This is a genomic window from Methyloversatilis thermotolerans (assembly GCF_000372885.1).
GTDB classification, from domain to species: Bacteria; Pseudomonadota; Gammaproteobacteria; order Burkholderiales; family Rhodocyclaceae; genus Methyloversatilis; species Methyloversatilis thermotolerans.
Genome location: NZ_KB889968.1, coordinates 1 through 23417 on the forward strand (window position 1 = coordinate 1; position 23417 = coordinate 23417).

The following is a 23417-nucleotide window of genomic DNA, read 5'->3' on the forward strand; positions in this document are numbered from 1 at the left end:
TTTGCCGATGTGTTGTGCGCGACCTCTTGCGCCGCTGTTGCTACTGCTTGCGCCAAATCCGCCTTGGCCGCTTCCGCTGATGCTTTCACGGTTGCATCCGCCGTTATCTTGAAATTGACCAAGGTATCTTTGGCCGCTTGTGCTATTGCTTGTGGGAACTTCTCATACTGGCCTTGGTAGTGCTGCAAGGCCATGAGTACCAGCCACAGCGCATCATTGTTTTTCAGACCGAGCGCATCCCGCACCCGGTAAAGACTTTGCCGCTCCGCGTCACTGGGTTGCCTGCCGAGCAGCTTTGCAAAGCTGTCGTCTAGGTCACTCATGGACTACGGACTCCAATACCTTTTTAGCTTCATTGCGCCACCGGGTAAGCTCCGCACGGTTGCCAATCGGCAATTCCTTGAGTGCTACCGCAATGCTCATGCGCTTGCTGTAAATGTCATCGCTCACACGGTCGGCCATGTCTGGGAATGTCACCGACTTCCCGCCGCGTTCTTCTACCGCCGTGCGCAGCTTGGAGCCGTTGTAAAGCTCGAACTTTTTTTCTTCTCCAAAGTTTCCATTGCGTACCACATGCACATCCGCATTCGGGATGGCATCCATGTAGTCCTTGAGTAGTTCGAGGCTATCCCGCTGACGGTTAATCACCCAAAGCGTGACCAGATTCCGCTTGAGTTCAGCCAACGTGCTATTGAGCGTTTCACCGTATGCACTCACGCCCTTGTTATTCCGTGCTGCCGTGTTGATTACCACGAAGCTATCCGGCTTGCTATCGCACAGGTTCACTAGATGAATCCATCCGTCCGCCTCGTCAAGATTGATAAGCTCCGTTTCTACTTCGTCTTTGTATGCTTTCCATACATCCGGGTTAGATGTATCCGATTCAATCAGCAAGACGCTTTCGCCACGCTCTTGCAGGTAATCAACGGTTGCCATCGTGACAAGCGACTTTCCTACACCGCCTTTGCTGCCGCCGATCAGGTAAATGCTCTTTGCCATGCTGCTAACTCCTTAAATGTCGTCGCTGTCGGGTTTCGGGGTGAATGTCGCCTTGGATGTATCCGCAGGCTTCTTATTGGCGGGGCGGGGCGGGGGTGTGCCTCCCGGCGCTTGCGCCGGGGCTTTTTTCGCTGGCTTTGCTCTCTGCAAGTAGCTTTTGAGTGTCGGCGTTGCGATGCTCAAGCCTTCACCGCGCAGCGTTTCCGAAATCTGGTCAAGCGTGTATCCGCGCTTTTGCAAAGAGGCGATCTCTTTAGAGAGGATGCGCACGGCTTCCTGCTTGCTATGTTCCTGCTTCTTCTTCTCTACAGGCGGCATCTCTCGCAGCTTCGCAGCGATAGCCTCCAGTTGCTCTGTCGTGTACTTCATGTTGCTAACTCCTTTGCTCACTTGATGAGGAGTTGACAGCATAGCGCCTTTCGTGCTTGTTGCAAAGTGCACACGATGGCCTTAGACTGCGTGAACGATAGTAGAGCAGCAGAGCGTAACAGGATGCGGATTGTCATACACATGGCCGGGGGCCATGTTCCTGCCAATCCCCGCCTGCCCATTCGGTGCTTCGCTTCTCACGGTCTGGCTCATCCTGCAAGGGGCAAGCCCCTTGACCCCGGCCAGCGCGGCGCTTCGCTTCTTGCTGTCCAAGACACACCCCCGCCGCCCCCCGGCGAGAAGGAGACACGACACGATGCCATTTGAGACGCAGGGGCCGGAACCGCTGGACGCCGTTATCAATGTGCGGCTGACCGCAGCGGAGAAGACCCGCTTGAAGGAGGACGCCGACCTTGCCGGGTTGAGCATGTCCGAGCTTGTCCGCCGCCGCTACTTCGGCAGGCCCATCGTTGCCAACGCCGACGCCGTGATGCTCAAAGAGCTACGGCGCATCGGTGGATTGCTCAAGCACATCCACAACGAGAGCGGAGGCGTGTACAGCAAGGACACCGCCGGGGCGCTGGTGGCACTCAAAGCCTACATCGAGAAGTTGAGCCATGATCGTTAAGAAGGTGCCAAGCTCCAAGGTCAAGAACAAGGCTGCGAGCATCCGCGACTTGGCCGACTACATCCGCGAGCCGCACAACCAGAACCCGGATGAGAAAGTGCTGTATGCCAACGGGCGCGGCTTCCTCTGCGACAGCCACGCCGCGCAGCGGGAGGAGATGGTCGCGCTTGCTGCGGAATCCGTGCGCAGCAAAAACCCTGTGAACCACTACATCATGAGTTGGCGAGAGGGCGAGCAGCCAAGCCCGGAGCAGGTGGAGGAAGCGGTAAGCATCTTCATGGATGAACTGGGGTGGAAAGACCATCAAGCTATCTACGGTCTGCACAAGGACACGGACAACATTCATCTGCACATTGCCATCAACCGTGTGCATCCTGAAACGCTCAAGATCGTTGAAATCAACCGTGGTTTCGACATTGAGCTAGCCCATCGCGCCATCGCCAAGATTGAGCACGCCCAAGGCTGGCAGCGTGAGCAGAACGGGCGCTATCAGGTGTTGGAGAATGGCGAGCTAGGACGAGCGCCCTACGACCCGGACAAGCCACGCCAGCCCGACCAGAAGAAGCGTGACATGGAGAATCGCACCGGGGAGAAGTCAGCCCATCGTATCGCCATCGAGGACGGCGCAGCCATCATCAAGCAGGCGCAGACGTGGGAGCAGTTGCACCGGGAGTTAGCAGCCAAGGGGATGCGCTACGAGAAAACCGGCAGCGGGGCGACCGTGTTTGTCGGGGATGTTGGCGTGAAGGCGAGCGACGTAGACCGCAACGTCAGCCTTGCCAAGATGCAGAAGCGGCTAGGTGAATACCAGCCTGCACCACAACGGCAGCAGGTAGCACAGCGGGAGCCGGAGCCGATCAAGCCAGACGTGCCGGGATGGAAGGACTACATCACCGGGCGCAAAGCGCACTACGCCGAGAAGAACGCTGCCAAGCTGGCGATGGACAAGCGGCACGAGCAGGAGCGCAAAGCATTGCAGGAGCAGCAGCAGGCCCGCCGCGATGAACTCATGCGCGGCAACTGGAAGGGCAAAGGCGAAGTGCTCAACGCCATGCGCAGCGTGATTGCCGCCGAGCAGGCGGCAGAGAAGGCGGCCTTGAAGGAGAAGCACCAGAAAGAGCGCGAGCAGCACCGGCAGCAGTTTCGCCCTTATCCCGACCTGGAGCAGTGGCAGCGGATGCAGCGCAGCCCGGAGCTTGCCGAGCAGTGGCGGCACCGGGCCAGCGAGCCGCAGCGCATCGAGGGCGACCGCAGCGAGCCACCGACGCCGCGAGACATCCGCGCCTATGCCCCGGAGATCGTGGGCCAGCAGGTGCATTACAGCCGCCGCGACGAAGGCGGGGCGGGGCGGGGTGTGTCTTTCGTGGACAAGGGCAAGAGCATCGACATTCACGACTGGCGCAACCGGGACAGCACCCTTGCCGCCTTGCAACTATCGGCGCAGAAGTGGGGCAGCTTCACCGTGACAGGGAACGATGAATACAAGGCCATGTGCGTGAAGTTAGCAGCCGAACACGGCTTCAAGATCACGAACCCGGAGCTACAGGAGAGCATCCAGCAGGAGCGGCAGCGGATACAGCAGGAGAGGGCGCAGGCGATGAAATCGGAGCAGCTAAAGCAGTTTGAGCGGTATGCGGAAGCGGTAGGCGCGGAGCGTTACCGGGTGACAAGCATCAAGATGCGCGAGGATGGCACCAAGCAAACCTTCATCCTAGACAAGAAGGACGGCATCACGCGGGGCTTTACGCCGCAGGAGATCGCGCAGCGCACGCCGGAGATGCAGCGCTTACAGCGCCGGGGCGAAAACCTCTACTACACGCCGCTATCGGACACGAAGCATCACATCCTGATCGACGACATGAACCGGGAGAAGCTGGAACGGCTTATCAAGGACGGCTACCAGCCCGCCGCCGTGCTGGAATCCAGCCCCGGCAACTATCAGGCCATCATCACCGTGCCGAAACTGGGGACGCCTTACGATAAGGACGTGGGCAACCGCCTAAGCGATGCCCTGAACCGCGAATACGGCGACCCCAAGCTATCGGGAGCCATTCACCCGCACCGCGCACCGGGCTATGAAAACCGCAAGCCCAAGCACCAGCGCCAGGACGGCAGCTATCCCCAAGTGCGCTTGCTCAAGGCCGAGCGCCGCGAGTGCGTCAAGGCGCTGGCCCTGTCCAGCCAGATCGACGCCGAGTATCAGCGGCAAGCCGCCTTGAAGGCGCAGGCGCAGCAGCCGACGCTAGCCAAGGCCAAGCCCGCCTTGGAGCTTGCAGCGGCCAGCGGCAGCGCGATCGACGCCTATCAGCGGCATTACCGCGACGTGCTCAAGCGGCAGCGGGGCGGCGAAGTGGACTTGTCCCGCGTGGATTCCATGATTGCCGTGCGGATGCGCGTCACCGGCCACGATCAGGCTGCCATCGAGGGCGCTATCTGCCAGTGCGCCCCGGCCACCCGGCAGAAGGACGAAGGCCGCGACTGGAACGACTACGCGCAGCGCACCGCCCGTTATGCCTACAGCGCCGCATGCGACCACCAAGCCGCCGAGCTTGGCAAGTACCGCCAGCAGTGGGAGAAGCTGGAGGGTCGCGAGCCGCAACGGCAGCAGGAGCAGGCTAAGGCGCAGAACATCGAGCGCGACAACTCACCGGGGATAAGTCGATAACTTCTGCAGCCTTGTGTGCTAGGCACAGGTAAACACCCGAGTGACGATCAAATAAGCTTCACGGCTGGGTCGAATGGATTGCCTCAACGAACTGCTCCATGCTCATTGAGGCAACTCTTTCGCTACCGTAGCAAGAGCGTGGGAATGGTCGATGAGCGCAACAGGTCTGTGGTCTTGCTGCCAAACAGCAGGCTGCGCAGCGGTGAGTGTCCGAACGCACCCATGATCAGCATGTCGATGGACTGCTCTTTCACCGTCTTGGCAATGATGCTTTCCGCATCGCCGTGGATCAGCGATGCGGTGACGTTGAAGCCAGCCGCTTGCAAGGTGGTTTTGGCCCAATCAAGCTGCTTGGGTGCATCCTGACTTTCTTTGCCAGCCATCAACAGATAGATCGGCAGGCCCTGGAACAGCGGGCTGCTAGCGACCATCTCTACGCCACGCCGAGTCACATTGCCGCCATCAAAGGCAATCATCACGCGCTGCGGCTCCTTGAAGCCATCTGTCACGGTCAGGATCGGCTTATGCAGGGCGCGCACGACGCGCTCGACGTTCCGGCCGAGGTCGCGTTGGGTCGTTTCGGCGGCTTCTCCACGGCGACCCAAGACCAGCAAGCGCACGCGCTCTGCTTGTTCTGCAAGCGTTTCCTCCAGTTCTCCGTGCCGCTGGCGAACATCGACCCGTTCGACCCCGGATGCGGTGGCCCGCTCACGCAGTCGGTTGAGGAAGATGCGACCCCGCTCGCGGGCATCCTTGGTGCGGGCCTCGTCCTCGGCGGATAGCTTGGTCAGCAGGTTTTCTTGAGCGTCGATGCCGATGGCCCCGCTGTGATCCTCGCCCGATCCCAACTCGGGATGGCGGTCGATGACGTGCAGGAATTCCAGCGGCGCATCCATGCGTCGGGCGGCCCATGCGGCGTAGTCAGCCACGTAATCGGCGAAGTGGGATTGATCAACGCAGGCCAGTACTTTGTTTTCGTCTTTCATGATCCTGTTTCCTCTCAGTGGCCCATCAGCATGTCGTCGGCACCGTCTTTGTCATGTACGGCGAACTTGTCCACCATCGTGGTGCTGGCTTCGTTCAGACCGATGACCTCTACCTCGGTGGCTTCACGGCGGAACTTGATGACCACCTTGTCCAGTGCGCTGACGGCGGTGATGTCCCAGAAGTGGGCACGGCTCACGTCGATGCGCACTTTCTCAATGACTTCCTTGTAGTCGAAGGCATTGATGAAGCGATCTGCCGAAGCGAAGAACACTTGGCCGGTGATGGTGTAGGTGCGCACGCGGCCTTCGTCCTCGGTGCGGGAGGTGACACGCAGAATATGGCCCACCTTGTGTGCAAAAAAGAACCCCGACAGCAACACTCCAACCAGTACGCCCTTGGCCAAGTCGTGGGTGCCGACCGTCACCACCACGGTGGCCAGCATCACCACGCTGGAGCTTTTAGGGTGCTCGCGCAGGTTGCGGATCGAGGCCCAGTTGAAGGTGCCGATGGATACCATGATCATCACCGCGACCAGGGCAGCCATCGGAATGCGAGCCACCCAGTCGCCGATGAACACCACCATCAGCAACAGGAACACGCCAGCGGCCAGCGTGGAGAGGCGGCCACGGCCACCGGACTTCACGTTAATGACCGACTGGCCGATCATGGCGCAGCCTGCCATGCCGCCAAGGAAGCCGGTTGCGATGTTCGCGACACCCTGACCCACGCATTCGCGGTTCTTGTTGCTGTTGGAGTCGGTCAGATCATCAACGATGGAGGCCGTCATCATGGATTCCAGCAGGCCGACGACCGCCAGGGTGGCCGATACCGGGAAGATGATCTTGAGTGTTTCGAGATTCAGCGGCACATCAGGCAGCAGGAACACCGGCAGACTGTCTGGCAGCTTGCCCATGTCGCCCACGGTGCGAATGTCGAGGCCGAGGAAGATCGCGACGCCGGTCAGCACAACGATGGCGACCAGCGGCGACGGCACGGCCTTGGTGATGTAGGGGAAGCCGTAGATGATGCCGAGGCCTGCCGCCGTCATGGCATAGACGTGCCACGTCACATTGGTCAACTCGGGCAACTGCGCCATGAAGATCAGGATGGCCAGCGCATTGACGAAGCCGGTGATGACGGAGCGTGAGACGAAGCGCATCAGGGTACCAAGCTTGAGCCAGCCCGCAATGATCTGAAGCACGCCGGTCAGCACGGTGGCGGCCAGCAGGTATTGCAGGCCATGATCTTTGACCAGCGTGACCATGACCAAGGCCATTGCGCCGGTTGCGCCGGAGATCATGCCGGGGCGACCACCCGCGAACGCGATGATGGTGGCGATACTGAAGGAAGCGTAGAGGCCGACCTTGGGATCGACACCCGCGATGATCGAGAAGGCGATGGCTTCGGGGATCAGTGCTAGCGCGACGACGATGCCCGCTAGTAGGTCGTTTCGGACATTGGAAAGCCAGTCCTGGCGTAAGGATTTCATCATTCTTCTATTCCGTTGTGGTTGCCAGCCAGTGGTGGCAGTTGGGGCGGACGCAAGCGCGTCTTCCCGGCCAGCGGAATAGAGAACGAACCCCGAGTGATCCGGGGCCAGCAAGACGCAGTGAATCGGACGTGCAGCCTCGTGCGAGCGTGGAAAGTGTTTGAAGCTGGCTCGCAGCGAGAAAGAGGCTTACACGGGTAGGAACTCCGATAGGTGCTTGCTGGTTCTTTGGGGGGAGCTATTTTATCTGTTTTGCGGCGGCGCAGCAAGGCGAGAAGTCTGTGTCATTGTTTGGTGCCCCAGCTGCGACAAGGTGTCGTGAAAGGTTCCCGAACGACTTGTATCGTGGAATGCGTGATCTCAAAGCGCTCGTGCAACGAATCAGCGATGCCTTTCAAAAACAAATCGTCTTGCTGCCAAGTCGGCATCACCAAGTGCGCAGTCATCGCTGTTTGGGTTGTGTCAAGCGCCCAAATGTGCAGATCATGCACTGCCTGCACACCGTCCAGCTTGGCCAGATAATCATGCACCGCCTGCGGGTCGATGTCGTCTGGAACACCATCAAAGAGAAGGTGTAAAGACTGCTTGAACAGACTCCAAGTGCCCCAGACGATGACGGCTGCGATCAGCAGACTGACCACGGCGTCCAGCCAGTGCAATCCCATCCACAAGGTAAGCGCGCCAGCCACCACCACTCCGGCAGATACCAACGCATCCGCTGCCATGTGCAGGAAAGCCCCCCGGATGTTCAGGTCGGTATCGCGGCCGCGCATGAACAGCAGGGCTGTCGCAGAATTGATGAGGATACCCACGCCTGCCACCGCCATGATCGTCGTACCTTCTTGGCTAGTCGACACGTCCGGTGACATCAGGCGTCCGATTGCTTCCCAGCCGAGCGCGCCCATCGCCACAAGCAAGAGCAAGGCATTGGCAAAGGCAGCGAGGATGCTGCCCTTCCTCCAGCCGTAGGTGTGACGCGGGTTAGGCTGCAGCTTGCCCGCCAACACGCCACCCCATGCGAGTACCAGACCGGCCACATCGCTCAGGTTGTGACCGGCATCGGCCAACAAGGCCAAGGAATTGACCTTCCAGCCATAAAAGGCTTCGACGCCGACAAAGGCCAGGTTCAGCGCAATGCCGACGGCAAATGCCTTGCTAAAACCGGCGGGTGCATGGCTATGGTCGTGACTCATTCAGGCGCGCCCTTGTGGGATGCGAAGTGCCTGATTGAGTTGATCGACCAGTTCCGCCCAATCGGAATCCTGCTGCAGGGCCTCACGAAGAAAGTTCGATTGCGCAGGGGTCCAAAATGGCGCATCGGGCAAGGCGATGTCCGGCCCGAGTGTCCGATGTGCGGCAAGGAACTGTTCAATCTCGTTCTGATGGTTCGGCAGACCCAACTGGGCAAACAGCTCATGAAAGTGGTGAATGGCAAACTCCATGTTGAACTCCTTACGCCCGGCGCATGACGCCTGAGAGATCGGTGCCCGGTGCCACCGTGTTGAACACGGTGCCGTACTTTTTTACATTGTCGTGCAGCAGTTCAAGGCGTCGGTCAGGCTCATCGGTGTCCACGATGATTTCGTAGCGGATACTTTCCATCTTGGGCGGCACGTCCTGGCGCACACCCTCCACAATCACCTGCACACCGCGCAACTCGAACTTGAGGATGGGCACCACACGCTCAATGCCCTTGATCATGCAGGCGGATAACGCTGCCAGCAGCAGCTCGGCCGGGTTGAAGGCCTGAGGATTGCCGCCCAAGTCGGTGTCGAGCGTGATGCGCGCCAATTTGCATGTGGCCTCGCTGCCGTGGGCATCGATGCGGCGCGCTTCGACATGAAATCGCATCTTGACCGGGGTGTCGCTCATGCCGCTACTCCTTCGTCGAAGATGGTGCGCAGCAGCCTGCGGACGATGCCACCGACGCGGGGCCACCACAGCACGAAGACGTGGCCGCAGCGGCAGGCGCCTCGTAACGTTTGCCAATGACCGGGAAGCCCTTGCGCATCCACTTGAGCAGCCCACCTTCCATGTTGCTCACGTGGGTAAATCCCTGGAACTGCAGGTAGTACGTGGCCTTGAGGCTTCGTTCGCCACTCTCGCAGACCAGCACGATCTCGCGATCCTTGGGTAATTCACTCCAGCGCTGCTCCAGTTCGAACAGCGGAATGTTCACGATGGCAGGTGCATCGAAGGCGAGACTTGCCACTTCGGTGCGTTCGCGCACATCGAGAAGTAAAGCGCCCTCGCTCACCAAACGACGCGTTGTCGTCGGGCAGACTTGCTTGGCTTCTTCCAGCGTGGTGTGGTCGTTCATCACTCGCTCCTTCAGGCCGTCAGCCACTGTTCGATCTTGTCGCGGCCGGGCACGCCACCCGCGTGCACCACCTTGCCATCGATCACCACGCCCGGTGTGGACATGAAGCCGTAGCCCATGATGTCGCGTAGCTCTTCCACTTTTTCCAGCTTGACTTCGACGCCCTTGGCTTTCGCCACCTGGTCGATCAGCGCGATGGTGCTTTTGCAGTTGGCGCAGCCCGTGCCAAGAACCTTGATCTCTTTCATCTCAATCTCCTCACAAAACCCAATTGAGAACAAAGCCCACGATCAGGATGCCGGTCGCAACCACACCAATGAAGGTGGCGATCAGGCGGATTTTCAGCACCTTGCGCAGGATCACCATCTCAGGCAGCGATAGTGCGATCACGCTCATCATGAAAGCCAGCACCGTGCCCAGCGCAGCACCTTTGGCTAGCAGGGCCTGCACGATGGGAATCACCCCAGCCGCATTGGTGTACATGGGCACGCCGATCAGCACCGCCAGCGGCACCGACCACCAGGCATCCTTGCCCATGAAGCTGGCCATGAAGTCCTCGGGCACCCAGCCGTGGATACCGGCGCCGATGGCGATACCGGCCAGGATGTAAGGCCAGACCTTGCCCACGATCTCGTGCACCGAAGCGAAACCTGCCTGCACCCGGTCAGCCAAGGTCATCTCAGCGGCTTCAAATCCCGCCGACATCTTTGACATGTCGCGCACCCAGTCTTCCAGGTGCGCCTCCATCTTCAGACGGCCGATGATCCAGCCCGCCACGATGGCGACCGACAGGCCCAGGCCCAGGTACAGCGCGGCGATCTTCCAGCCAAACATCCCGAACAACAGTGCCAATGCCACCTCATTGACCATGGGTGCGGAGATCAGGAACGAGAAGGTGACGCCCAGCGGCACACCCGCCTGCACGAAGCCGATGAACAGCGGCACGGCCGAGCAGGAACAGAACGGGGTGACGATACCCAGCGTGGCGGCCATCACGTTGGCTACGCCTTCGGTGCGCCCTGCCAACAGCGCGCGCGTGCGCTCGGGCGTGAAGTAGCTGTTGACCATGCCCATAACGAACACCACGCCGGTCAGCAACAGCAAGACCTTGGGGGTGTCGTAGAAGAAAAATTGCAGCGCACCGCCCAAATGGCTGTCGCGCGCTATCGGCAATGCAGCCACCAGCGCTTCAGAGGCGGGTATCAGCGATTGGTACAGGCCCCACCACAGCAGGGCGGCCACAATCAGGAACAGGGTCGGATTGCGCTGAGTCCAGCGCATGGCGAGGGCAGTCATTGGTCTTCTCCGTTGCGTTCTTCAGCGAGGCGTCGGCCTGTGCTGAACGATCTACAAAGAAGACGAATGAATCGGCAAAAGGATTCAGGCAGAAGGGCGAGGCGTGTGGCAGCACACCTGCCCGGTGTCGTCGAATCTGATCTGGCAGTTCATCACCAGGGTATCCCGGAGCCGCTTTCTGGCGCGCAGCAGGCGGGACTTTGCGGCGGCCAGGGTGAGCTGGTTGGCTTCTGCATAAGCCCGCACGGTCTGCCCTTGAAGGTCACAGGCTTCGATGATGTGTCGGTCTTCGGCTTCGAGCGCAGGAAGGTTCCGCTCCACACACGCATCCAGTTCATCGACTGGCACCCGCTCTGAAGCAGGGGCAGCGGCCAACGTTTCGGCCAATTCATCCGACAGTTCGTTATGGGGCTTGACCAGGCGGGCTGCATCGATCATGGCATTACGGGCCACCTGGAACAGCCACGCCCTTGGGTTTTCCAGTGAACAGAAGTCTTTGCCTTGACGCATCGCTTTGAGGAAGACTTCCTGCAGCAAGTCTTCGGCGGCATGGCGGTCTGGGGCGCGAAGGATCAAGAAGGCAAGCAACGCTCGTTCGTGCGCTTCCCAGGCACGCAAGACGCACTCAAAAGCGTTGCTTTCTGCCATCTTTATCGAGCCTCGTACCAGGGTTTGGAGGCATTCACCACGCGCACGACCAGCAGCATCACCGGCACCTCAATCAGCACGCCGACCACGGTGGCTAGCGCCGCACCGGAGTGGAAGCCGAACAAGCTGATCGCTGCTGCGACGGCCAGCTCGAAGAAGTTGGATGCGCCAATCAAGGCCGAAGGGCAAGCGACGTTGTGCTTCTCGCCGACCAAGCGGTTGAGCCAGTACGCCAATGCCGAGTTGAAGAACACCTGAATCAAAATTGGCACAGCCAGCAGTGCGATGACCAGCGGCTGCTTCAGAATGGCCTCGCCTTGAAAGGCGAACAGCAAAACGAGGGTCGCCAACAGGGCTGTGATCGACCAGGGTCCGATCCTTGCCATGGCTGCGTCAAACGCATCCTGACCTTTAGCCAGAAGCTGCTTGCGCAGGATCTGGGCCAGGATGACGGGGATCACGATGTACAGCACGACGGATGTGATCAACGTGTCCCAAGGCACTGTGATGGCTGAGATGCCCAGCAGGAAACCCACCAGCGGCGCAAAGGCTATCACCATGATGCTGTCGTTCAGAGCGACTTGCGACAACGTGAACAGTGGATCGCCATTGGTCAGTCGGCTCCACACGAACACCATTGCCGTGCATGGTGCAGCGGCCAGCAGGATCAGCCCGGCGATGTAGCTGTCGAGCTGGTCAGGGGGGAGCATGGGCGCAAACAGGTTGCGAATGAAGAACCATCCGAGGAATGCCATCGAGAACGGCTTGACCAGCCAGTTGACGAACAGCGTGACCCCGATCCCCCGGACGTGTTGGCGCACTTCGTGAAGTGCGCCGAAGTCCACCTTGACCAGCATCGGGATGATCATCACCCAGATCAGCAGGCCCACCGGGAGATTCACCTGCGCGATCTCCATGCGGCCGATGGACTGGAACGCTGCCGGGAAAAATTGGCCGAGGGCAATGCCAATGACGATGCAGAGGAAGACCCAGACGGTCAGGTAGCGCTCAAAGACGCTCATCGGCAGACCTGCCGACTTTTTCAGTGTGGCTTCACATTGTGCAGACAAAGCGGTGATCTCCTTTTTATGCATCACGCTGCTGCCCCAGCTCACGGAGCTTGGTTTGCAGCGACATGCGGTCAATTTTTTCAATAGGCAGGCTCATGAAAAGCCGGATTCGATTGGCAATTTGGAACTGGGCAGCGGCAAATGCCTTGAGCTGCTGTTCATGATCGCCTTCGACCTTGGTGGGGTCAGCAAAGCCCCAGTGCGCGGTGATCGGTTGGCCGGGCCACGCCGGGCAGGCTTCGCCTGCCGCCTGATCGCACACGGTCATGATGAAGTCCATCTGCGGCGCATCCGGCTCGGCGAATTCCGTCCAGCTTTTGCTGCGCAGGCCACCCAAGTCGTAGCACTGCTTAGATAGCACTTCCAAGGTCATCGGATGTACCTCACCGCGAGGATGGCTTCCCGCGCTGTACGCCTTGAAGCGCTCTTGCCCAAGGTGGTTCATGATGACTTCCGCCATGATGCTGCGGGCAGAGTTTCCGGTGCAGATGAACAGCACGTTGTAGATTTTGTTTTCCATGTCAGGCTTCCTCAGTGAGGTGATGTGCCAAGTGGCGCAGCCGATCCACGCCGACCGGCTCGTTCTTCAAGAGGGGGACAACGGCAAAGCGCTTGGCATGGTGTGTGGCTACCGAGTCGATTTCCTTCAGTTCGTTGAAGGCGCGTTGGCGCAGCAACAAAGAGTCAGGGCGGGCGGCTGTGACGCTGTTGTTGACGATCCATGCCCACGGTTCGATGCCCGCTCGGCGCAGGTCGGATTGCAGGTTGGCCGCCTCCAAGACAGGGGTGGTTTCGGCCAGCGTGGCGATGAGCACCTTGGTCTGTTTCGGGTCTTGCAACTGCATCATCGGTGTCGTGTAGTGCAGGCCTGTGTTGCCCATCTGCCGGGTCACTTCGCGGTGATAGGCCCCCGTGGCATCCAGCAGCAGCAGCGTGTGCCCGGTGGGTGCGGTATCCATGATCACGAACTTCTTGCCAGCCTCTCGAATGATGCGAGAGAAGGCTTGAAAGACCGCGATCTCCTCGGTGCAAGGGGAGCGCAAGTCCTCTTCCAGCAGGGCGCGCCCTTCGGCGTCGAGCTGGGCACCCTTGGTATCCAGTACGTGCTGGCGATAGCGTTCAGTTTCCGTGTGAGGATCAATACGGCTGACGGTCAGGTTAGGCAGCGAGCCTTCCAAGGTCTCCGACAGATGGGCGGCCGGATCGGAGGTCGTCAGATGGACGGGCAATCCTCGTTGAGCCAGCTCCACGGCAACGGCGGCCGCCAAGGTGGTTTTGCCGACGCCGCCCTTGCCCATGAGCATGACCAAGCCATGCCCATCGACCGCAATGTCATCAACCAAGGAGGACAAGCTGGGTGCGTCGAGCTCGGCAGGGAGCTCGATGGAGCTTGCGGCGCTCCCGCTGGTGGTGGCCACCAGCAAGTGACGCAAGGCGTCGAGTCCGACCAAGTTGAATGGTTTCAGGTCAATCTGATCCCGGGGCAGCGCCTGGAGCACGTCTGGCATAGCCATAAGGGCACCTTGCTCGCGTTGATGGATCGCTGCGGCCAGCTCATCGTGCGCGGCTTCGCTGGCTGGAAGAACGCCATTGACAACGAGGTACTGCTGAGACAGTCCGATGGCAGCCAGCTCTTCGTGCGTGCGCGCTACTTCCCGAAGGGTGGTGCGCTGCGCGCGGGCGACCAGAATCAAGCGGGTGCGTTGAGGGTCAGCCAAGGCGTCAACAGCGGACTTGTACTGGGTACGCTGCTTTTCCAGCCCGGCCAGCGGCCCGAGGCAGGACGCATCACCTTTGCCTTCTTCGAGGAAGCCGCTCCACGCACCGGGCAGTTGGAGCAGGCGGATCGTGTGGCCCGTGGGGGCCGTGTCGAAGATGATGTGCTCAAAATCTGCGGTCAACGTCGAATCGATCAGCAGGGCAGTGAACTCATCAAAGGCCGCGATCTCGGTGGTGCAAGCGCCGGAAAGCTGTTCCTCGATCCCTTTGACAACCGATTCAGGCAGGACGCCCCGCACTGGGCCGACGATGCGATCCCGATAGGCTTGCGCCGCTGCCTGCGGATCAATTTCGAGTGCCCAGAGCTTGGGCACGGCGGGGATCGCCGTGATGTGGTTGCCGATGCTTTCCCCAAACACTTGCCCCACGTTCGATGCAGGGTCGGTGCTGACAAGCAGGACGCGCTTGCCCTCCGATGCGAGTTGTACCGCCGTAGCGCAGGCGATGGAGGTCTTGCCGACTCCACCCTTGCCCGTGAAAAAAAGGTAGCGCGGAGGCTGATTGAGGAACTGCATGGACAATTCCTCCGCTCAGCAGCAGCGGCTGCCGGAGCAGCAACCACCTTGCGGCTGTGTAGCGTTCGCAGTTGCGATGCCTGCCCAGCGAGCCAGCTCGGTGCGGTTGGGGTAGCGGCCAGCCAAGGCGACTTCGCCGTCCACCAGAATCAGGGGCAGCGCTTCTTGCCCGGAGCGCTCCAGGAATGCTTTGACTGTCGCGTTCTCGGCGAAGGCGAGCGGCTGCCCTGCCAGATTGAATCGTTCAAGCTGTGCGCCGTTTTGTTTGGCCCAGTCCACATCGGCCGCGAAGCTCACCAGCGCTTGGTCAACTTCAACGCCGCACACGCCTGTGCTGCAACACAGTGCAGGGTCAAAAATCTGAATGGTTGCCATGATGGGGTCCTCCAAGTTCAGGCATTGGGATACAACTGAAGCAGCGCCTCGCGCTGATCAGGCTTGATGTTGACGACGGGGCGAATCGCCTTGGCCGCCGCCGCTGCTTCGTCGAGTGTGCGGCACAAGCCAAGCTCCAACAGGACGCCAGCGGCCACGGTGCCTGTCCGGCCCTTCCCGCCGCCGCAGTGGAAGGCCACTTTTTTGCCATCGCGGTAGGCTGATACGACCGCTTGAATGGCGTCTTTGAACAGGGGCGCTTGTGGCTGGTCGGCGTTGTCGCCGAGCGGGATTTGCTGCCAGATCAGGGCGGGGTTCGACGCCGCGCAGCCCGTGGACTCTTCGCGCAAGTCCACCACCACGTCGATGTGTTCTTCATCGGCGATTTGTTGAATGTCGTTGGCTCCGCCGAAGTAGATGCGGCCCGCGATCAGCTCGTGATATTGCTTTTGCATCGGTAGCTTGACCTTCTCTCAGTTTCAGGCCAGCAATGTGCCGATGCGATCAAGCTCTGCCTTGAGCTTGGCCTTGTCTTGCTGCAAGTCGGCCAGCGGCAGCGCGAGGAAGGCTTCGATACGCGCGCGCAGAATGCGGTATGCCGTCATGAAGGCCGCGTCGATTTCCTCATCGGTGCCTGTGGCGTGGGCGGGGTCTTCGACGCCCCAGTGGGTGCGCAGAACTGGCCCCAAATAGGCTGGGCAGGTTTGCTCCAGCAGCGCTGGAGCAAACCGTGATCACGATGTCGGGCGTAGTGGGCAGGTTGTCCCACGACTTGCTGTGGCAGCCCTCGGTCGAGATGCCCTCACGTGCCAGCAGTGCCAGCGAGCGAGGATGGACTTGACCAGTGGGCTGACTGCCCGCGCTCATGGCTTTCCACCCTGCCGGGGCAAGGTGGTTGAAGGTGGCTTCACCGAGGATTGAGCGGCACGAGTTGCCGGTACATAGAAACAGGATGTTCATTTTTCGGATGTCTGTGGAGTTGAAGAAAAGGGTGGCAGCACAGCGTCCGGACACTTGGAGGCAGCGCGCATGTCGGCGCACTGTTCGGGGTGCCCTGAGCAGCACTCTTCGGTCAGGTAGGCGATCAAGTCCAGCATCAGCGGGAGGTTGGCCCGGTAACGCTGGAAGCGCCCTTCCGCCTCGACGGTGAGCATCCCGGCCTGTGTCAGTGCCTTGAGGTGGAACGACAGGTTGGTCGGCGGCACATCGAGGGTTGAAGCGATCTCGCCCGCAACCATCCCTTCTGTGCCCTTGCGCACGAGAAGCCGGTACACATCCAGCCGCAGGCCGGATGACAGCGATTCAAAGATCGTGGTGGCTGTGTTCTTTTCCATGCTTGAATAATACAACAATAGTTGAAATAACAAAATGACGTTTTTATGACTGTCAATTAAACGGAGGTTTGTAAGACATCTTCTGTGCGGCTCGAAATGTCATTTTCAGAAGGCGACTGCACCAGTTCATTGGGTTGGACGCCACATGTGCAGTGGACTTCTGCAAGGAAGGTATCAGCAGTTCTATGCACGAAAAACCAGGGGCCTGGATTGCCCGAATCCCGCTGCACGGAGCCGTGTTCCTGTGCGGCCAAAGTGAGCATTCCTCCAGAATTCATGTCACCTCACGAGCCTGAATAGACGTTTGCATGTCATAGACTAAATGACGGGTTAAGTGACAACTTTTGACGCCCGGCATGTTCCGGTGCACACTGTCACATAATCGAACGTATATGTGACAGGTGCGAGATGTTGATCGCCTACATGCGGGTATCGAAAGCGGACGGCTCCCAAGCCACCGACTTGCAGCGCGACGCGCTGATTGCAGCCGGCGTCGAACCGGCCCACCTCTATGAGGACCAGGCGTCAGGCAAGCGCGAGGATCGCCCCGGCCTCGCGGCCTGTCTGAAGGCGCTGCGAGAAGGCGACACGCTGGTGGTATGGAAGCTGGATCGGCTCGGGCGCGACCTGCGCCACCTGATCAACACCGTGCACGATCTGACCGGACGCGGCGTCGGTCTCAAGGTGCTGACCGGCCACGGCGCTGCCATCGACACCACGACCGCCGCTGGCAAGCTGGTCTTTGGCATTTTCGCCGCGCTGGCCGAGTTCGAGCGCGAGCTGATCGCCGAGCGCACCGTGGCCGGGCTGGCCTCGGCGCGTGCGCGTGGCCGGAAAGGCGGGCGGCCCTTCAAGATGACGGCGGCCAAGCTGCGGCTGGCGATGGCGGCGATGGGGCAGCCGGAAACCAAGGTCGGCGACCTGTGCCAGGAACTCGGCATCACCCGGCAGACGCTGTACCGGCACCTCTCACCCAAGGGTGAATTGCGGCCCGATGGGCAGAAGCTGCTGGCCAAGACTTGAACGGCGCTGACATATGACCTCCCCGAACCCGCCATGCGCCGTCCTCGTGCGCCCACGTATCTACATCGGCGATGGAATCGCCATCGGCCCCGGCAAGATTGATCTGCTACGAGCCGTGGGCGAGACACGTTCTATCGCGGCAGCGGCCCGCTCGCTTGGCTTGCCCTACAAGCGCGCCTGGTTGCTGATCGACTCCCTCAATGAAGGATTTGGCCGCCCGGTTGTCGCAACCGCCACGGGTGGCAAAGGCGGTGGTGGCGCATCTCTGACAACTCTGGGACAGCAGCTCATCGCGCGCTACGACGCCCTGGAAGCCAGTCTCAACGCCAGCGCGGGCAAGGAACTGCAAGCCCTGCGCGACCTGGCGAACTGATCCGTTCTTGATTTCGGTTATGGCTTGGCATGGATGCTGCTGTATGCTTACCGTTATGTCTTTTTTGACTTAACGATGTGGCGAACCCGACAAAGGCAACTGCGGTGGGTTCATTTGTGCCTTGACCCGATGAAAAGGAACCTGCCCATGAAACGCCTACGCCCCTTGCTGCTCGCCTGCTCGCTGCTGTTCGCGGCCACGGCCCATGCTGAAAAAGTCACCGTCGCGGCGGCGGCCGACCTGAAATTCGTGATGGACGAAATCGCCGCCACCTTCAAGAAGGCCAATCCGGCCGACGAGGTGGAAGTCATCTACGGCTCGTCGGGCAAGTTCCACACGCAGATTCAGCAGGGTGCGCCCTATGATCTGTATTTCTCGGCCGACATCGGTTTTCCGCGCGAGCTGGTGAAGGCGGGCTTCGCTGCCTCCGAGGTCAAGCCCTATGCCTTCGGCCGCATCGTGCTGTGGAGCGCGAGCATGGATGCCCGCAAGATGACGCTGGCCAGCCTGACCGACCCCAAGATCGCCCGCATCGCCATCGCCAACCCCAAGCACGCGCCCTACGGCAAGCGCGCCGAGGAAGCCCTGCGCGCTGCCGGGCTATGGGAAAAGGTCGAGCCGAAGCTGGTCTATGGCGAGAACATCGCCCACACTGCTCAGTTCGTGCAGACCGGCAATGCCCAGGTCGGCATCATCGCCCTGGCCCTGGCAGTCAATCCCGAGCTGGCCAGCAAGGGCGGCTACTGGCTGATCCCGGACAAGCTGCACGAGCCGTTGGAGCAGGGTTTCATCATTACCAAGCGGGCCGCTGGCAGTACCCTGGCCAAGCGTTTTGCTGACTACATGGGCAGCAAACCGGCGCGGGCCGTGATGACCCAATACGGTTTCGTCCTGCCGGGCGAAGCCACCGGCAAGTAGGGCGCGACCATGAACGCGCCCGCTCGCAATCGCCAAGGCTTCGTCGCCGGTTCTTTGATCGGCACGCTCGGCGGTCTGATCGGCCTCGGTGGGGCCGAATTCCGCCTGCCGGTGCTGGTCGGCGTGTTCCGTCTCGGCACGCTGGAAGCTGTCATTCTCAACAAGGCCATGAGCCTGGTCGTGGTCGCCGCTGCGCTGCTGTTCCGGGGCGGCACGATTGCACCGGGCACGCTGGCCGATCACCTCGACGTAGTGCTGAACCTGCTCGCGGGCAGTCTCGTCGGAGCCTGGTGGGCGGCAGGCCATGCCATCACCCTGTCGCGCCAGTGGCTTAACCGCATCATCCTGGTGCTGCTGGTCGGCTTGTCCGTCGTCATGCTCTCGGAAGCCTGGGCCGGTATGCACGAGGGCAGTGCGCCGCTGATCGAGGCCGGGCCGCTGCGCTTTGTGGCCGGACTGCTCGCCGGTCTGGGCATTGGCATGGTGGCCGCGTTGCTGGGCGTGGCCGGTGGCGAGCTGCTGATTCCGTCCATCGTGTTGCTCTACGGCCTAGACATCAAGCTCGCGGGCAGCCTGTCGCTGATGGTCAGCCTGCCGACCATGATCGTCGGCTTCGCCCGTTACACCCGCGCCGACGCTTTCCAGGTGCTGCGCGAGGAAAGGCCACTGATGGGCTGGATGGTGGGCGGCTCGATTCTGGGCGCGGCCATCGGCGGCCTGCTGCTCGGCCTGGTGCCGACCGGCGCTCTGATGGGGCTGCTCGGTGTCGTCCTGATGGTCTCGGCCGTCAAGACCTTCCAGCACGCGCATTAAACGGGAGAGGACATGCTGACCGATAGCGATCTGCAAGCCCTCTGGCTGACCGTGCGCTTGGCGGGCATCGTCACCTTAATCCTGCTGCTGGTGGGCACCCCCATCGCCTGGTGGCTGGCCCGCACCAAGACCTGGTGGAAAGGCCCCATCGGCGCGGTCGTGGCCTTGCCACTGGTACTGCCGCCCTCGGTGCTGGGCTTCTATCTCCTGCTGGCGATGGGGCCGAACGGCCCGGTGGGCCAGCTCACGCAAGCGCTGGGCATCGGGCCGCTGCCCTTCACTTTCTGGGGTCTGGTCATCGCCTCGGTGTTCTACTCGCTGCCCTTCATGGTGCAACCGCTGCAAACGGCCTTCGAGGCCGTGGGCGACCGGCCGCTGGAAGTGGCCGCCACGCTGCGGGCCTCGCCGCTCGATGCCTTCTTCACGGTGGCGGTGCCGCTGGCCGCGCCGGGCTTCCTGACCGCTTCGATCCTGACCTTCGCCCATACGGTGGGCGAGTTCGGCGTGGTGTTGATGATCGGCGGCAACCTGCCGGGCGCCACACGCGTCGCCTCGGTGCAGATTTACGACCATGTGGAAGCGCTGGAGTACATGCAGGCGCACCGCCTCGCGGCGGTGATGCTGCTCTTCTCCTTCCTGGTTTTGCTGGCCCTGTATGCCTGGCGGCCCAACCCAAAGAAGGGGGGCTGAGATGGCGGGCATCGATGCGTGTTTCCGGCTCGACTGGCCGGGTTTCTCCCTCGACGTGGATCTCAAGCTGCCTGGACGCGGCGTGACCGCCCTGTTCGGCCATTCCGGTTCCGGCAAGACCACGCTGCTGCGCTGCATCGCCGGTCTGGAACGAGCGCCGCAAGGGCGGCTCGCCGTCGATGGCGAACTGTGGCAGGACGCCGGACGCTGGGTACCGACCCACAAGCGGCCAATCGGCTATGTGTTCCAGGAGGCCAGCCTGTTCGCCCACCTGACGGTGATGGGCAACCTACGTTACGGCATGAAGCGCAACAGCGAGGCCCAGCGCGTCAGCCTCGACCACGCCATCGAGCTGCTGGGCATCGGGCACCTGCTCGACCGCAAGCCGGATCGCCTGTCTGGCGGCGAGCGGCAGCGGGTGGGCATCGCCCGTGCGCTCGCTGTCAGTCCGCGTCTGCTGCTGATGGACGAGCCGCTGGCCGCCCTCGACTTGAAACGCAAGCAGGAAATCCTGCCCTACCTGGAGCGCCTGCACGACGAGCTGGATATTCCGGTGCTCTACGTCAGCCATTCGCCCGATGAGGTTGCCAGACTGGCCGATTACCTGGTGGCGATGGAGGGCGGCCGGGTGCTGGCCAGCGGCCCGCTGGCTGAAACGCTGGCTCGCCTCGATCTGCCGATCCGGCTTGGCGAGGACGCAGGCGCGATCCTCGACGGCACGGTGAGCGAAGTGGACAGGAAATGGCACCTGGTGAGGGTGGATTTCGACGGCGGCAGCCTGTGGGCACGCGATCAAGGGCTATCGGTCGGCCGCCGCGTCCGGGTGCGCGTCCTGGCGCGAGATGTGAGCCTGGCCAGCGAACCGGGCGTGAGCAGCATCCAGAACGTGCTGCGCGGCAAGGTCGATGCCATCGGCGATGACGAGCACCCCGGTCTGGCGCTGGTGCGTGTCCAAGTCGGGCCATCGGTGTTGCTGGCCCGACTGACCAAGCGGGCCGCTGCCGCGTTGGCCATTATCCAAGGCCGTGATACCTGGGTACAGGTGAAATCGGTGGCGCTACTTGAGTGATTACCCGCAGCATTCGCGCTGTTGCTGAATCGGCGGACACGGCACCGATCCGAACGAGCAGAACACGCAGCAGTCGCCGGGCTTGGGGCGCAGCAGCGCATGGCAGGCCGTGCACTCGTAGAAGAACTGGCAAGCGTCCGTAGGCATGGTTTCCTGCTGGGCGTGGCCGCAGTGCGGGCAGGTCAGCACGGATTGGAGAACGACGGCCTTCATCGCGACATCACCTTTGCACGGTGGACGGGTAGCCCGCGTTGGTCGTCGCGCGGGTCAGCGCATCCGGCTGGGCCTGGTCGGCGTCATAGGTCACGGTGGCCGTCTTCTTGTCGAAATCGACCCGGACGGCACTGACACCGGGTACTTTTTCCAGTGACTTCTTGACCGTGATGGGGCACAGCTCGCAGGTCATGTTCTGCACGGCCAGCGTAACGGTTTTGGGTGTGGCGGCCAGCACCGCGAGCGGCCCATAGGCCAGCAAGGCGATCAGCAGTTTGCGCATGGGAGTTTCCTTTCAGTAGAACAGCGGAGCTAGCCACGGCACGGCCAGCAGGCCAAGCAGCAGAACCGTGGCGATCCAGAACGTGAGGCGCTGCCTTTGCCGCGTGCGAGGCTCGGCGCAGGGCATGCCGGGTGTGCAGACCTGCGGCACCAGGTAGAGCCGCCGGAACGCCAGTCCGAGAAACAGCAGCGTCAGGCCAATGAAGAAGGGCCGGTACGGCTCCATCGCCGTCAGGCTGCCCACCCACGTGCCGCCGATGCCGAGCGCCAGCAGAACAAGCGGGCCGACACAGCACACGGACGCGCCGATGGCAGCCAGTACGCCCGCGATCAACGAGCCTTTGCCGGTGAACTGCATCGCTGTCTCCTTGAACCTGCCAACACGAGTGTTACTCTAAATCCCGTACCTAAGTACGGAGTCAAGGGGAATGTGATGGCCGCAGCAGAACTCACCATCGGCAAACTGGCGGATGTCGCCGGGGTCAACATCGAGACCATCCGCTATTACCAGCGGCGCGGCTTATTGAACGAACCGCCCAAGCCGTTGGGAGGGCATCGGCGCTATGCGCCCGAGCAGGCCAGACGGGTGCGCTTCATCAAGCGCGCGCAGGCATTGGGCTTCACCCTGGATGAGATCGCCGCGCTCCTGACCTTGGATGCAGCATGCGCCTGCGCCGACACGCGGGCGCTAGCCGCGCGGAAACTGAGTCTGATCGAGCAGAAGATGGCCGACCTCGCGGCCATGCAGCAGGCGCTGGGGAGTCTGGTTCAGCAGTGCGATGCAGGGGACGGTCATGACTCCTGCCCGATCATTGACGTGCTGGAGCGCGAAGAATAAAGCCCTCACCAGCGCGGTGCAGCCGACTTCTGATATTTCGTGCTGACAGCCTGCAGTCTTTCACCGCCTCGCTCTGCGAGGCGGCTTTCTTTCCGGGCTACGAGAACAGTTCGGAGTGCGTCCCGCTGCGCACGAAAACGACCAAGCCGCTCTTGCCCGAGTCGTCGAGCCGGTAGATCAGCAGGAAGTCGCCGCCAATGTGGCACTCGCGATGGCCCGCCCAGTCACCCGTCAGGGCGTGGTCGAGCCATTCAGGCGGCAGCGGCCCGTCGTTGGCGATGAGCAGCAGCATGGCCTCTTTCAGCCGGGTCATGTCGTACCGGCCGGAGTGGGACAGGCGTACCCAGTCTTTCTGGAACTCTTTGGTGTAGTCCGATGCGCGAGGCAGGTTTGCCCGCTTACTTGCTGCTGGCTTCTTCGAGGTCATTCAGGATCGAGTCAGCGGTTGCGAAGCGAGCGCGACGGCTCTTGATGATCTCGTCGGCCTCTGCGATGGCGACGCGGCTGGTGGCGTTCGGTGCCTTGAGCGCGAACGGCAGTTCCTTGTCGGCGACAACACGGGTCAGGAACACGCGGATCGCATCAGAGACGGTCAGGCCCATCGAGGCCAGCGTTTCCGCAGCCTGCGCCTTGACGTTCTCGTCCACGCGAACGTGAACCATAGTGGTGGTAGCAGCCATGATGGCCTCCTATTGCGACTGATTGAGATACATTGTATCGCACA

30 protein-coding genes and 2 pseudogenes are annotated in these 23417 nt (G+C 61.4%); 9 read left to right on the forward strand and 23 right to left on the reverse strand.

Annotation, left to right across the window (positions count from 1 at the left end; all coding sequences use genetic code 11):
* The 3 genes from A3Q7_RS0118790 to A3Q7_RS0118800 form a co-directional block, all read right to left on the reverse strand.
* Positions 1–323, reverse strand: a 323-nt coding sequence (locus tag A3Q7_RS0118790; protein ID WP_018413460.1) for a hypothetical protein, incomplete at its 3' end; no start/stop codon positions are given.
* Positions 316–999 (reverse strand): nucleotide-binding protein, encoded by a 684-nt coding sequence (locus A3Q7_RS0118795; RefSeq protein WP_018413461.1) that lies wholly within the window; start codon positions 997–999, stop codon positions 316–318. The genes A3Q7_RS0118795 and A3Q7_RS0118790, both read right to left, overlap by 8 nt.
* Before the next feature lie 12 nt (positions 1000–1011).
* Complete coding sequence (locus A3Q7_RS0118800) at positions 1012–1368, reverse strand: hypothetical protein (RefSeq protein WP_018413462.1); 357 nt, start codon at positions 1366–1368, stop codon at positions 1012–1014.
* Between the two features lie 316 nt (positions 1369–1684).
* Between A3Q7_RS0118800 and A3Q7_RS0118805 the strand changes: the two genes are divergently transcribed.
* Both A3Q7_RS0118805 and traI read left to right on the forward strand, forming a co-directional pair.
* Positions 1685–1996, forward strand: coding sequence for a plasmid mobilization protein (locus A3Q7_RS0118805; protein WP_026225025.1), 312 nt, complete (start codon positions 1685–1687; stop codon positions 1994–1996).
* On the forward strand, positions 1986–4661 hold the full coding sequence (traI, locus tag A3Q7_RS0118810; RefSeq protein ID WP_018413464.1) for a TraI/MobA(P) family conjugative relaxase: 2676 nt from the start codon (positions 1986–1988) through the stop codon (positions 4659–4661). The genes A3Q7_RS0118805 and traI overlap by 11 nt, the downstream gene beginning before the upstream one ends.
* 122 nt (positions 4662–4783) lie before the next feature.
* Here traI and A3Q7_RS0118815 read toward each other — a convergent pair whose 3' ends face one another.
* From A3Q7_RS0118815 to A3Q7_RS0118890, 16 genes and pseudogenes are all read right to left on the reverse strand, one after another.
* Positions 4784–5647 carry a universal stress protein gene (locus A3Q7_RS0118815; protein ID WP_018413465.1) on the reverse strand — a complete coding sequence of 288 codons (864 nt, stop codon included), beginning with the start codon at positions 5645–5647 and terminating at the stop codon, positions 4784–4786.
* A gap of 14 nt (positions 5648–5661) precedes the next feature.
* The gene (locus A3Q7_RS0118820; RefSeq protein WP_040571118.1) at positions 5662–7137 is read right to left on the reverse strand and encodes a SulP family inorganic anion transporter; all 1476 of its coding nucleotides are present in this window, start codon (positions 7135–7137) and stop codon (positions 5662–5664) included.
* 284 nt (positions 7138–7421) lie between these two features.
* Positions 7422–8330 carry a cation diffusion facilitator family transporter gene (locus A3Q7_RS0118825; RefSeq protein WP_018413467.1) on the reverse strand — a complete coding sequence of 303 codons (909 nt, stop codon included), beginning with the start codon at positions 8328–8330 and terminating at the stop codon, positions 7422–7424.
* Positions 8331–8579 (reverse strand): DUF2789 domain-containing protein, encoded by a 249-nt coding sequence (locus A3Q7_RS0118830; protein ID WP_018413468.1) that lies wholly within the window; start codon positions 8577–8579, stop codon positions 8331–8333.
* 10 nt (positions 8580–8589) lie between these two features.
* Positions 8590–9009, reverse strand: coding sequence for an OsmC family protein (locus tag A3Q7_RS0118835; RefSeq protein WP_018413469.1), 420 nt, complete (start codon positions 9007–9009; stop codon positions 8590–8592).
* A gap of 4 nt (positions 9010–9013) precedes the next feature.
* On the reverse strand, positions 9014–9457 hold the full coding sequence (locus tag A3Q7_RS0118840; RefSeq protein ID WP_018413470.1) for a rhodanese-like domain-containing protein: 444 nt from the start codon (positions 9455–9457) through the stop codon (positions 9014–9016).
* Between the two features lie 11 nt (positions 9458–9468).
* Positions 9469–9705 carry a thioredoxin family protein gene (locus tag A3Q7_RS0118845; RefSeq protein WP_018413471.1) on the reverse strand — a complete coding sequence of 79 codons (237 nt, stop codon included), beginning with the start codon at positions 9703–9705 and terminating at the stop codon, positions 9469–9471.
* A gap of 10 nt (positions 9706–9715) precedes the next feature.
* Entirely contained in the window at positions 9716–10753 is a 1038-nt protein-coding gene (locus A3Q7_RS0118850) for a permease (RefSeq protein WP_026225026.1), read from the reverse strand.
* Between the two features lie 84 nt (positions 10754–10837).
* Positions 10838–11401: a sigma-70 family RNA polymerase sigma factor gene (locus A3Q7_RS0118855; protein ID WP_018413473.1), complete on the reverse strand. Its 564-nt coding sequence runs from the start codon at positions 11399–11401 to the stop codon at positions 10838–10840.
* Positions 11402–11403: 2 nt separating this feature from the next.
* Positions 11404–12423 carry an ACR3 family arsenite efflux transporter gene (gene arsB, locus A3Q7_RS0118860; protein ID WP_018413474.1) on the reverse strand — a complete coding sequence of 340 codons (1020 nt, stop codon included), beginning with the start codon at positions 12421–12423 and terminating at the stop codon, positions 11404–11406.
* A 64-nt stretch (positions 12424–12487) separates the two neighbouring features.
* Positions 12488–12991 carry an arsenate reductase ArsC gene (locus tag A3Q7_RS0118865; protein ID WP_018413475.1) on the reverse strand — a complete coding sequence of 168 codons (504 nt, stop codon included), beginning with the start codon at positions 12989–12991 and terminating at the stop codon, positions 12488–12490.
* A 1-nt stretch (position 12992) separates the two neighbouring features.
* On the reverse strand, positions 12993–14765 hold the full coding sequence (arsA, locus tag A3Q7_RS0118870; protein ID WP_018413476.1) for an arsenical pump-driving ATPase: 1773 nt from the start codon (positions 14763–14765) through the stop codon (positions 12993–12995).
* Positions 14766–14780: 15 nt separating this feature from the next.
* Positions 14781–15140, reverse strand: coding sequence for an arsenite efflux transporter metallochaperone ArsD (arsD, locus tag A3Q7_RS0118875; RefSeq protein ID WP_018413477.1), 360 nt, complete (start codon positions 15138–15140; stop codon positions 14781–14783).
* A 17-nt stretch (positions 15141–15157) separates the two neighbouring features.
* Entirely contained in the window at positions 15158–15595 is a 438-nt protein-coding gene (locus A3Q7_RS0118880) for a protein-tyrosine phosphatase family protein (protein WP_018413478.1), read from the reverse strand.
* A 24-nt stretch (positions 15596–15619) separates the two neighbouring features.
* Positions 15620–16100, reverse strand: a pseudogene (locus tag A3Q7_RS20150) (arsenate reductase ArsC).
* A complete protein-coding gene (locus tag A3Q7_RS0118890; RefSeq protein WP_018413480.1) occupies positions 16097–16474 on the reverse strand; it encodes an ArsR/SmtB family transcription factor in 378 nt (125 codons plus the stop codon). Before A3Q7_RS0118890 ends, A3Q7_RS20150 begins: the two are co-directional and overlap by 4 nt.
* Before the next feature lie 408 nt (positions 16475–16882).
* On the opposite strand from A3Q7_RS0118890, the gene A3Q7_RS0118895 reads away from it, so the two are divergent.
* From A3Q7_RS0118895 to modC, 6 genes are all read left to right on the forward strand, one after another.
* The gene (locus tag A3Q7_RS0118895) at positions 16883–17497 is read left to right on the forward strand and encodes a recombinase family protein (protein WP_018413481.1); all 615 of its coding nucleotides are present in this window, start codon (positions 16883–16885) and stop codon (positions 17495–17497) included.
* 13 nt (positions 17498–17510) lie between these two features.
* Positions 17511–17870 (forward strand): winged helix-turn-helix domain-containing protein, encoded by a 360-nt coding sequence (locus tag A3Q7_RS0118900; protein WP_026225028.1) that lies wholly within the window; start codon positions 17511–17513, stop codon positions 17868–17870.
* A 147-nt stretch (positions 17871–18017) separates the two neighbouring features.
* Positions 18018–18788: a molybdate ABC transporter substrate-binding protein gene (gene modA / locus A3Q7_RS0118905; protein WP_026225029.1), complete on the forward strand. Its 771-nt coding sequence runs from the start codon at positions 18018–18020 to the stop codon at positions 18786–18788.
* Between the two features lie 9 nt (positions 18789–18797).
* Positions 18798–19601, forward strand: coding sequence for a sulfite exporter TauE/SafE family protein (locus A3Q7_RS0118910; protein ID WP_018413484.1), 804 nt, complete (start codon positions 18798–18800; stop codon positions 19599–19601).
* 12 nt (positions 19602–19613) lie between these two features.
* Positions 19614–20291 carry a molybdate ABC transporter permease subunit gene (gene modB, locus A3Q7_RS0118915; protein ID WP_018413485.1) on the forward strand — a complete coding sequence of 226 codons (678 nt, stop codon included), beginning with the start codon at positions 19614–19616 and terminating at the stop codon, positions 20289–20291.
* 1 nt (position 20292) lies between these two features.
* Complete coding sequence (gene modC / locus A3Q7_RS0118920) at positions 20293–21360, forward strand: molybdenum ABC transporter ATP-binding protein (protein WP_018413486.1); 1068 nt, start codon at positions 20293–20295, stop codon at positions 21358–21360.
* Here modC and A3Q7_RS0118925 read toward each other — a convergent pair whose 3' ends face one another.
* The gene (locus A3Q7_RS0118925; RefSeq protein WP_018413487.1) at positions 21361–21573 is read right to left on the reverse strand and encodes a GDCCVxC domain-containing (seleno)protein; all 213 of its coding nucleotides are present in this window, start codon (positions 21571–21573) and stop codon (positions 21361–21363) included.
* 7 nt (positions 21574–21580) lie between these two features.
* Positions 21581–22213, reverse strand: a pseudogene (gene merP / locus A3Q7_RS21390) (mercury resistance system periplasmic binding protein MerP).
* A 75-nt stretch (positions 22214–22288) separates the two neighbouring features.
* On the opposite strand from merP, the gene merR reads away from it, so the two are divergent.
* On the forward strand, positions 22289–22693 hold the full coding sequence (gene merR, locus A3Q7_RS0118940) for an Hg(II)-responsive transcriptional regulator (protein WP_018413490.1): 405 nt from the start codon (positions 22289–22291) through the stop codon (positions 22691–22693).
* A gap of 97 nt (positions 22694–22790) precedes the next feature.
* On the opposite strand, the gene A3Q7_RS20155 is transcribed toward merR, so the two are convergent.
* Positions 22791–23120 (reverse strand): type II toxin-antitoxin system YafQ family toxin, encoded by a 330-nt coding sequence (locus A3Q7_RS20155; protein ID WP_040571114.1) that lies wholly within the window; start codon positions 23118–23120, stop codon positions 22791–22793.
* Positions 23092–23373 carry a type II toxin-antitoxin system RelB/DinJ family antitoxin gene (locus A3Q7_RS0118950; protein ID WP_026225030.1) on the reverse strand — a complete coding sequence of 94 codons (282 nt, stop codon included), beginning with the start codon at positions 23371–23373 and terminating at the stop codon, positions 23092–23094. Before A3Q7_RS0118950 ends, A3Q7_RS20155 begins: the two co-directional genes overlap by 29 nt.
* Positions 23374–23417 lie beyond the last annotated feature (44 nt).